We start from the raw sequence: 9,002 nt of genomic DNA on the forward strand, positions 1-9,002 counted from the left end.
CGTAGGCCTCGATCGCCTCGGTCTCCAGGATCGCGCCCGAGCCGAGCCCGCCCGGCGACCGGCCGGGCAGGTCGAGGTAGACGCGCCACACCGGCACGCCCGTCATCGGGATCGCCGCCGCGAGCGCCGCCGCGGTGCGCGGCGGGTCGAAGCCGGGCCAGGCGATCAGCAGCCGGGTCGGCCCGGACGCGGTCGCGTCGACCGCGGTGGGCGGCAGCGCCACGTAGGCGGCGCCCGCCACCGTCCCGTGGACGGGTCTGTTCGTATGGTCGCCGCTCATGTCGTGGATCAGCTCCTGCGGTGCTCGACGGGCGGTGCCGGTCGTGCCTCGGGGAGGCGGCGCTCCTCCCTCGGGACCTCTCATGCTGGCAGCGGGCGCCGGAGAATGCGCCGGAATCACCGCACGTTGCCCGCGAGAGTGACGAAGAACTCACTTCCGGTAACCCCATCGGGCCCGTGCGGGCACCGTCCCGGCGGCCCGTCCCCGATCATCCTGACGATCGTTACGGCGAGCGCGGCGGCGCGCCGCTTGTGATCCGGGCCTCATGGCCGTCCGGGGGGAACAAAACCGGCATCGGTCACGTCATAGAGGAACGTGGGCGCTGCGGGGGCGCGCCCTCACGAACCCCTGACCGAGGAGCACCTGTGGACAGGAAGCGCAGGACGGCCGCCGCCGGGCAGGCCTGGCAGATCTACAGCGAGACCCTCCAGCCCGACGTTCCCGGCTTCTGGGAGCGGTTCCGCGCGGTGCCGCGGATGCTGAAGTCGGTCCTCCGCGGCCAGTACAAGGGGATGTCCTTCGGGACGCTCGGCCTGCTCGCGCTCGGCCTCGTGTACATCATCTCCCCGATCGACGCGATCCCGGACGTCATCCCGATCGCCGGCATCGCCGACGACACCGGGCTCGCGCTGTGGCTCGCGGCGGTGCTCGTCAAGTCCGCCGGCGACTTCGTGATGTGGGAGCGCAGCGGGCGCCCGACCGTCATCGTGGGCGAGCCGATCGACTGACCGCCCGGCCGCGGCGCGCCGTCGGGCGCCGTCCGGCGGGACGTCAGGCGTTGCCGGCGGGACGTCAGGCGCCGCCCAGTTCCTTGGCGAAACGGTCCGCCGCGTCCCGCACGATGGGGACCACGTCGGCGACCGCCTCATGCGTCATCCGGCCGGACGGACCCGACACCGACAGCGCCGTCAGCGCGGGCGCTCCCTGCAGCGGCACCGCGACGCACCGGACGCCGAGCTCCTGCTCCTCGTCGTCCAGCGCGAAGCCCTGCTCGCGGATCCGGCGCAGCTCGGCCAGCAGCGCGTCCTGGTCGGTGAACGTCTTCGGCGTGTGCGCCGGCATCCCCGTCCGGCCCAGGATCTCGCGGACCCGCTCGTCCGGCAGCTGTGACAGCAGCGCCTTGCCCACGCCGGTGCAGTGCGGCTGCACGCGCCGCCCCACCTCGGTGAACATCCGCATCGAGTGCTTCGACGGCACCTGCGCCACGTACACGGCCTCGTCGCCCTCCAGCACGGCCATGTTCGCGGTCTCGCCCACGTCGTCGACCAGCCGCGCCAGGACGGGACGCGCCCACGTCCCCAGCAGCCGGTTCGCCCCCTCGCCCAGCCGGATGAGCCGCGGGCCCAGCGCGTACCGCTTCGACGGCTCCTGCCGCACGTACCCGTGGTTCACCAGCGTCCGCATGAGCCGGTAGATGGTCGGCATCGGCAGCCCGGACACCTCGGTCAGCTCCGACAGCGCCATCTCGCCGCCCGCGTCCGCCAGATGCTCCAGCAGCTCGAACGCGCGCTCCAGCGACCGTACGGCCTCCGCCACCCGCGCCTCCTCTCGTCGCGATCCCCCGATTCTACGGAGATCTGATTTCACTACGCGAAAGAGGGGGCGGATCGGGTTACGCATGGCGACGCTCTGGCAATAAATGACTACACACCGCAATGAACCAGTGGCCCCCCGGCGGCAATAGAGAAGTGGATCCGCGAGAGGGGACCCCGTGCGAACCGGTGGCAGCAGGACACGCAGCAGGGCGCGCGTCGGCGCGATCATGGCGGGCGGCGCGCTCGTCGTCCCGCCGATGATGCTCACCGGGGCGTCCGCGAACGCCAACCCCGGCGCCGTCCGGCTCCTCGCCGAGACCTCGACGTCCGCCGGCGCCGTCGGCGCGCCCGGCTACGCGCTCGGCCACACCGTCCGCGTCCGCGCCGAGGGCGGCGTCGCGCACCACGCCGTCCTGCGCCTCCTCGCCGCCGACCCGCTGACCTGGGCGGACCGTCCGCCGGGCTGCGCCCGGCTGGACTCCGGCCACGAACTGCGCTGCGACCTCGGCGACGTGGGCGGCGCGACCGTGACGCGGACCGCCACCGTCTCCCTCCCCGCCGCCGCCGTGGAACGGCCGCCCGAGACCCCGCCGGCCATCCTCACCGTCGTCGCCGCCGACAACGCCGACCCCCGCACGTCCCGCGCCGTCCTCGACCTGTCGTCCGGCGACGGCGGGCCCGCCGCGGCCGACGCGCCGCCCGCCCAGCCCCAGACCGCCCCCAACGAAGGAGACGCGCACTGCACCGCCGACGCACCCGTCCCCGCCAAGCCCTGCCAGGACGCCGCCCCCGCCGGCACCACCGCCGCTCCGCAAGGCACCTCCCAGTGCCAGACCGGCCGCCCCCAGGACACCGCCCCGGCCTCGCCCTGCCACAAGACCCCGCCGACGGCCGCCGCCCAGAACCAGCCCCCGCAGGACGGCCAGCTCCAGCAGCAAGGCCAGCCGGCGCACCCCGTCCGCCCGCCACACCCGCCCACCAACGGCCAACCCCCCGCCCACGCCCAACCACCGAACACCGCCCCCCAACCCGCCCAAGGCGGCTCACCGGCCCACGGTCAGCCGTCCGCGCACGGCCAGCCGGTGACGCACGGCCAACCATCCGCACATGGGAAGCCGTCCGCCCACGGGAAGCCGGCCGCCAGCGGCCAGCCGTCCGCCTACGGTCAGTCGTCCTCGCATGGAAAGCCGTCGGCGCACGGGCAGCAGCCTGCGCATGGCAAGCCGTCCACAGACGGTCAGCCGTGCGCGCACGGAAAGCCGTACCACCACGGCCAGCCGTCCTACAACGGCCAGCCGTCCCACCACGGTCGGCCACCGACCCACGGCCAGCCGCTCGCGCCCGGCCAGCCGTCGATGGCCGGGAAGCCGCAGCACAGCAAGCCCCATGCGAGCGGCACCGGTACCGGGCCGGCGGCTGCGCAGCCGCACAGCGGAGCGCCTGCGCATCACAGCGCGCAGACCGGCCAGGGCACCGCGCCCCAGAACTCAACGAGCCACCACGCCGCGCCGAAGCACGACACCGCGCCGACCCAGCACACCATCACCATCCACGGCGGCGGGCCGAACAGTGCGGCCGGTGGAAGCGGCGCGCCCAGCCATCACACCTGGTCGTACGACGATGGCGTGCCGTCCGAGATGGGTCTGCCGTGGGACGACGGCGCTTCCGCCGGGAGCGGCAAGCACAAGCATCACGGCGGTGCCTCGTCGGGCAGCGTCCCGTCGACGGAGGACGACTACCCGGCCGGCGAGTGGGCGGGGACGGACGGCGGTGCCGGCTACGGCGGCACCGCCGGGGGAGGGCACGTGAAGGAGGACCAGGTGCCCAAACTGCCCGTCGTGCCGACCCCCGGCCAACAGGGAGTCCCGCTGCCGCCGCTGAACGCGCCGGGGCAGATGCCCGTGCCGAACAGCCAGGCGATGGCGGGGACGACGAGCGACGGCACCGACCGCGGCGACAGCCGGATGACGCTGGTGTCGCCGGTCGGGATGGAGCAGGGCAACGGGACCGACTGGGCCGTGGTGCTCGGCGTCGCGATCGTCGCGGAGATCGGCCTGCTGTGGGGCGCTGCCTGCTTCGGCCTGTGGCGGCGCCGCATCGCGCTCTACCGTGCGGAGACCCGCGCGGCCGAGGCGAGGGCGGAGGCGGCCGCACGGGGCGGCGCCTACATCTGACGGCCCGACCGCAACCCGCCGTGCGCGGTACGGCGACGGAACGGGTGAGGCGGCGCGGGCGCGCGTGCGATTCGACGGTGGATGTCCTGCCCCGGTGCCAAATAGGGGCTCCTGTCACTAAGCTGACCCGCTGACAGTAAAGCTGCGGTCACGGACAGGGGATCCGGTATGTCAGAAGCGACGATGCGGTGTCCGAAGTGCGCGTCCGCGCTCGACACCCACGAACGGCACGGCGTGGTCATCGAGGAATGCCCGGGCTGCAAGGGCGTGTTCCTCGACCGCGGCGAACTGGAGCAGCTGATCGACGCGGAGAGCCGCTACCTGGCCGAACTCCCCGAGGCGGAGAACCCCGACACCCTCTACCAGGGGCGGCACCGGCGTGGCATCATGCAGCAGATCTTCGCGGCGGACCACTAGTCCGCACACGGTCGGTAACGACGCCTGCGCCCAGGCGTGAAAAGGCAATTCCTCTTGTCACGGCGGTGACAAACCCGGCCGCGGCGAATGTGGCGCGCAGCTAATATCGCCTGCTGCCTACCATCGGGTAGCTTCACGATCATCGCCGGTTGCCGGGGGGCGCCAGACACAGTCGTCCGGCCGACTGCACGCATCGCCGACGGCGCCCACCCCCCACGATGGCCCGCCCGGCCCGTCCCCTCGGGAGATTGATCAATGGCATTGGGCTCGCTGCTTCCCGAACTGCTGCCCGGCGGCTCCGGCCGCACCCCGCTGATCGAGCGGGTCGCGCGGTGGGCGAGGGAGAAGCCGGACGCCCCGGCCTTCACCTTCGTCGACTACTCGCTGGACCCGGCCGGCAAGCACATCACGCTGAGCTGGGCCGAGACCGACCGGCGCGCCCGCGCGACGGCGACCGCGCTGCGCCAGGTGACCGGGCCCGGCGAGCGGGCCGCGCTGCTGCTGCCGCAGACGCTCGAGTACATGATGACGATGCTCGGCGCGATGTACGCGCACGTCATCGCGGTGCCGCTGTTCTCGCCGGACCTGCCCGGGCACGCCGACCGGCTGATCGGCGCGTACACCGACAGCGAGCCCGCGGTCATCGTCACGACCCGGAACGCGCTGCCGCACGTGGAGAAGTTCCTCGCCGACCACGACGTCCCGCAGCCGAAGGAGATCCTGTTCGCCGAGGAGGTCGACCTCGGGCTCGCCGGCTCCTGGGAGGACGAGCCGATCGGGTTCGACGACCTGGCGTACCTGCAGTACACGTCGGGGTCGACGCGCCGTCCCGCGGGCGTCGAGATCACGCACGGGAACGTGACGGCGAACGCGGCGCAGCTGTGGTCCGGGTGGGCGCCGGAGAAGCCGGACCCGGAGCTCGTGAGCTGGCTGCCGCTGTTCCACGACATGGGCCTGATCGCGACGATGGCGCTGCCGCTGGTGCGCGGCGACCACGCGATCTACACCGACCCGGTGTCGTTCATCATGAACCCGATGCGCTGGCTCCAGCTGATCGCGGACCGGCCGGGTAAGAACGTGTACACGGCGGGCCCGAACTTCGCGTACGAGTACGTCGCGTCGATGGCGTCGCCGGAGAAGCTGGAGGGCCTGGACCTGTCCGGGCTGACGACGTGCCTCAACGGCGCGGAGCCGATCCGGACGTCGACGCTGTCGACGTTCGCGGAGTCGCTCGCGCCGGCGGGGCTGCGCCCGGGTGCGCAGGCCCCCGGGTACGGGCTGGCGGAGGCGACGGTGTTCGTCACCGCCGCCGCCGAGGACGTCCCCCCGAAGATCATCTCGGTGGACCGGGACGTCCTCACGCAGGGCGAGGTGCGGCTGTGCGCCGCGGACGCGGAGCGGGCCAGCACGCTGGTGTCGTGCGGGCGGCCGTCCGGGCAGATCGTCGCGATCGTCGACCCGGACGCGCGCACCGAGCAGCCCGACGGGCACGTCGGCGAGATCTGGGTGCACGGGCCGAACACCGCCGCCGGGTACTGGCGCAACTCCGAGCGCAGCCAGGACACCTTCGGCGGCGAGCTCGCCGAGCCGGGCGCCCTGCCCGCCGGTCCGTGGATGAAGACCGGCGACTACGGCGTGATCCACGAGGGCGAGCTGTACGTCACCGGCCGCATCAAGGACCTGATCATCGTCGACGGCCGCAACCACTACCCGCAGGACATCGAGGTCACCACGCAGGAGGCGCACCCGGCGGTGCGGCCCGACCACGTCGCCGCGTTCGCGCTGCCCGGCGAGGAGACCGAGCGGCTCGTCGTGGTCGCCGAGCGGAACCGGCGGGTGCCGCTCGGCCGGCTGGACCTGGACGAGGTCGAGTCGGCGGTGCGCGGCGCCGTGAACGTCGAGCACGAGATGAGCGTCCACGCGTTCCTGCTCGTCGAGCCGGGCGGGGTGTCCCGCACGTCCAGCGGCAAGATCGCCCGCGCGGCGACGCGGCAGCGGTACCTGGACGGCGCGCTGCCGACCACGGCGGCGCGGCTCGCGTCCCGCAAGTAGTCTCGGCCTCGCACGCACGGGGCGAGGCCGCCGTACGGCATCGGCTCGACAGGGGCCGCGGGGCGCCGCGTCCCGCGGCCGCGACGACACAGGAGGACCATGCTCTCGGGGCTGGGGCGTCTCATCCACCGGCGGCGGTGGGTCAGCCTCGTCTGCATCCTGCTGCTGACCGGCGTGGCCGGCGCCTGGGGCCTCGGCGTGTTCGCGAAGTTCAAGGCGGGCGGCTTCGAGGACCCGAACGCGTCCTCGACGCTCGTCGCGCGGCTCGGCGCCACCTACTTCGGCAGCACGAACCCCGACGTCCTCGTCCTCTACAAGAGCGACACGATGACGGTGGACGACCCCCGCTACGAGGCGGACGTCGTCACCACCGTCGCGCGGCTGCCGAAGGACCGCGTCGAGGAGATCATCTCCTACTGGGCGCTGGACGAGAAGGACGCGGTGTCGTTCGCGTCCCGCGACAAGCACGAGACGTTCGTCGCGCTGAAGCTGAAGGGCGACGACCCGACCAAGCTGAAGAACTACCAGGACATCAAGGAGCGGCTGAAGGCGCCGGGGCTGACCGTCCGGTTCGGCGGGGCCGTCCCGCTCGGGCAGGAGTTCGGCGAGCAGGTCACCGCCGACATCGTCCGCGCGGAGACGATCACCGCGCTGCCGCTGCTGGTCCTGCTGATCCTGCTGTTCGGCGCGGTCGTCGCCGCGTCGCTGCCGCTGTTCGTCGCGGTGTTCTCGATGATCGGCGGCCTCGCCGTCCTGCACGTCGTCACCTACGCCGCGGACGTGACGTCGTTCGCGCTCGAGGTCGTCACGATGATGGGCGTCGGCCTCGCGATCGACTACTCGCTGTTCATCATCAGCCGGTTCCGTGAGGAACTGCAGCGCGGCATGGCCGCGCAAGGAGTCCCGCCAGGGAAACCGTGGAAACGGGAAAGGGAGAAACAGGCGCGGAAGGCGGCGAAGAAGGCGCACCGGGAGGCGATGCGGCCGCTCCGCGAGGACGCCCTCGCCGCGACCCTCGCGACCGCCGGCCGCACGATCATGGTCTCCGGCGTGACGGTGTCCGCCGCGCTCGCGGGCCTGCTGCTGTTCCCGCAGATGTTCCTGCGGACGATCGGCCTCGCCGGCATCGCCACCGTCATGGTCGCCGTGTTCGGCGCGACCGTCCTGCTCCCGACGCTCCTCGCGATCCTCGGTCCGCGCGTCGAGGGCGGCCGGATGCCGTGGCGGCGCCCCACCTCCAAGCGCGCGCAGCGCGACCACGACAGCGGCTTCTGGTACCGGCTCGGCCACAGCGTCATGAAGCACCCGCTGCCGTACTTCGCGGTGGTGCTGGTGATCCTCGGCGTCATGTTCGGGCCGTTCCTGCACGTCCAGTTCGGCAGCATCGACGCCCGCGTCCTGCCGAAGGACAGCCCGACCCGCGCCGTCGTCGAGAACGTCAAGGCCGACTTCCCGAACGGCACCGCCGAACCCATCGACGTCGTCATCTCCGGCGACCTCATCCCGCGCGACTGGAAACCGTCCAAGTCGGGCGACAACATCCCGCCCTACCTGGAGGACTTCCGCAAGAAGCTCGCCGCGCTCCCCGGCGTCACCGAGGCGAAGTTCACCGGCTACTCCGGCGCGTACGGCGGCGTCCGCATCTCCGTGACGCACAAGTACGAACCGATGGACGAGCACGCCCAGGACCTCGTCAAACGGGTCCGGGGCATGAGCCTCGTCAAGGACGGCTACCCGATGCACATCGACGTCGGGGGCAGCACGGCCGCGCAGATGGACCTGATGTCCAGCCTGATGCGCAGCCTGCCGAAGATGGCGATCGCCGTCGGGCTCGCCACGTTCCTCCTGCTGTTCATGTTCTTCGGCTCCGTCGTGCTGCCGCTGAAGGCCATCGTCATGAACGTGCTGTCGATCGGCGCGTCGTTCGGCGCGATCGTCTGGGGCTTCCAGTACGGGCACCTCGCCGGCGTCCTGAACTTCACCCCGACCGGCGGCGTCGAGGCCACCAGCATGATCCTCATCCTCGCCGTCGTGTTCGGCCTGTCGATGGACTACGAGGTCTTCCTGCTCAGCCGCATCCGCGAGGAATGGGACCGCACCCACGACAACCGCGCCGCCGTCGCCCGCGGCATGCAGCACACCGGCGGCATCATCACCAGCGCCGCACTGCTGTTCCTCGTCGTCATCGGCGCGTTCAGCATGGCCGGCATCACCGTCGTGAAGCTGATCGGCGTCGGCATGTTCGTCGCCGTGGTCGTGGACGCGGCGCTCGTCCGGTCCCTGCTCGTCCCCGCGACCATGCGGTTCATGGGCAGGGCGAACTGGTGGCTGCCCGGGCCGCTCGCGTTCCTGCACGCCAAGATGGACCTGCGCGAGCACAGCGTGGCCGCCGCGGGCGCGGCGACCGTCGCGGTGCCGCCGCCCCTGCCGGAGGCGCAGCCGTTCCCGTACCGGATGCACTGGGAGCAGGGCACCTCCGAGGTGCCACCAGCACCCCCTGCGCCCGCCGCGGCGCCGCCTGCCGCCGCGCCGCGGCCTGCGCCT

6 protein-coding genes and 1 pseudogene are annotated in these 9,002 nt (G+C 72.5%); 5 read left to right on the plus strand and 2 right to left on the minus strand.

All coding sequences use genetic code 11. The features are described 5' to 3' along the window. A pseudogene (locus F9B16_RS46230) lies at positions 1 to 280 on the minus strand (hypothetical protein); the annotation flags it as partial. A gap of 365 nt (positions 281 to 645) precedes the next feature. Here F9B16_RS46230 and F9B16_RS46235 point away from each other — a divergent pair. Continuing rightward, on the plus strand, positions 646 to 1,008 hold the full coding sequence (locus F9B16_RS46235; protein ID WP_151546629.1) for a YkvA family protein: 363 nt from the start codon (positions 646 to 648) through the stop codon (positions 1,006 to 1,008). 64 nt (positions 1,009 to 1,072) lie between these two features. Here the strand turns inward: F9B16_RS46235 and F9B16_RS46240 are convergent, their stop codons facing one another. Next, positions 1,073 to 1,816: an IclR family transcriptional regulator gene (locus F9B16_RS46240; protein ID WP_225992544.1), complete on the minus strand. Its 744-nt coding sequence runs from the start codon at positions 1,814 to 1,816 to the stop codon at positions 1,073 to 1,075. A 175-nt stretch (positions 1,817 to 1,991) separates the two neighbouring features. Between F9B16_RS46240 and F9B16_RS46245 the strand changes: the two genes are divergently transcribed. The 4 genes from F9B16_RS46245 to F9B16_RS46260 form a co-directional block, all read left to right on the plus strand. Then, positions 1,992 to 3,989: a hypothetical protein gene (locus F9B16_RS46245; RefSeq protein ID WP_151546631.1), complete on the plus strand. Its 1,998-nt coding sequence runs from the start codon at positions 1,992 to 1,994 to the stop codon at positions 3,987 to 3,989. A 168-nt stretch (positions 3,990 to 4,157) separates the two neighbouring features. Next, positions 4,158 to 4,406 carry a TFIIB-type zinc ribbon-containing protein gene (locus F9B16_RS46250; protein ID WP_151546632.1) on the plus strand — a complete coding sequence of 83 codons (249 nt, stop codon included), beginning with the start codon at positions 4,158 to 4,160 and terminating at the stop codon, positions 4,404 to 4,406. Positions 4,407 to 4,661: 255 nt separating this feature from the next. Beyond that, positions 4,662 to 6,458, plus strand: coding sequence for a fatty acyl-AMP ligase (locus F9B16_RS46255; protein ID WP_151546633.1), 1,797 nt, complete (start codon positions 4,662 to 4,664; stop codon positions 6,456 to 6,458). 99 nt (positions 6,459 to 6,557) lie between these two features. Continuing rightward, on the plus strand, positions 6,558 to 9,002 hold a 2,445-nt coding region (locus F9B16_RS46260; RefSeq protein ID WP_151546634.1), incomplete at its 3' end, for an MMPL family transporter.

It is taken from the genome of Actinomadura montaniterrae (assembly GCF_008923365.1).
Lineage (GTDB): Bacteria > Actinomycetota > Actinomycetes > Streptosporangiales > Streptosporangiaceae > Spirillospora > Spirillospora montaniterrae.

What these genes read in the sequence shown, in the direction of transcription:
- F9B16_RS46250 (WP_151546632.1), top strand. Translation starts at nt 4,158, where the DNA reads ATGTCAGAAGCGACGATGCGGTGTCCGAAGTGCGCGTCCGCGCTCGAC.
- F9B16_RS46255 (WP_151546633.1), top strand. Translation starts at nt 4,662, where the DNA reads ATGGCATTGGGCTCGCTGCTTCCCGAACTGCTGCCCGGCGGCTCCGGC.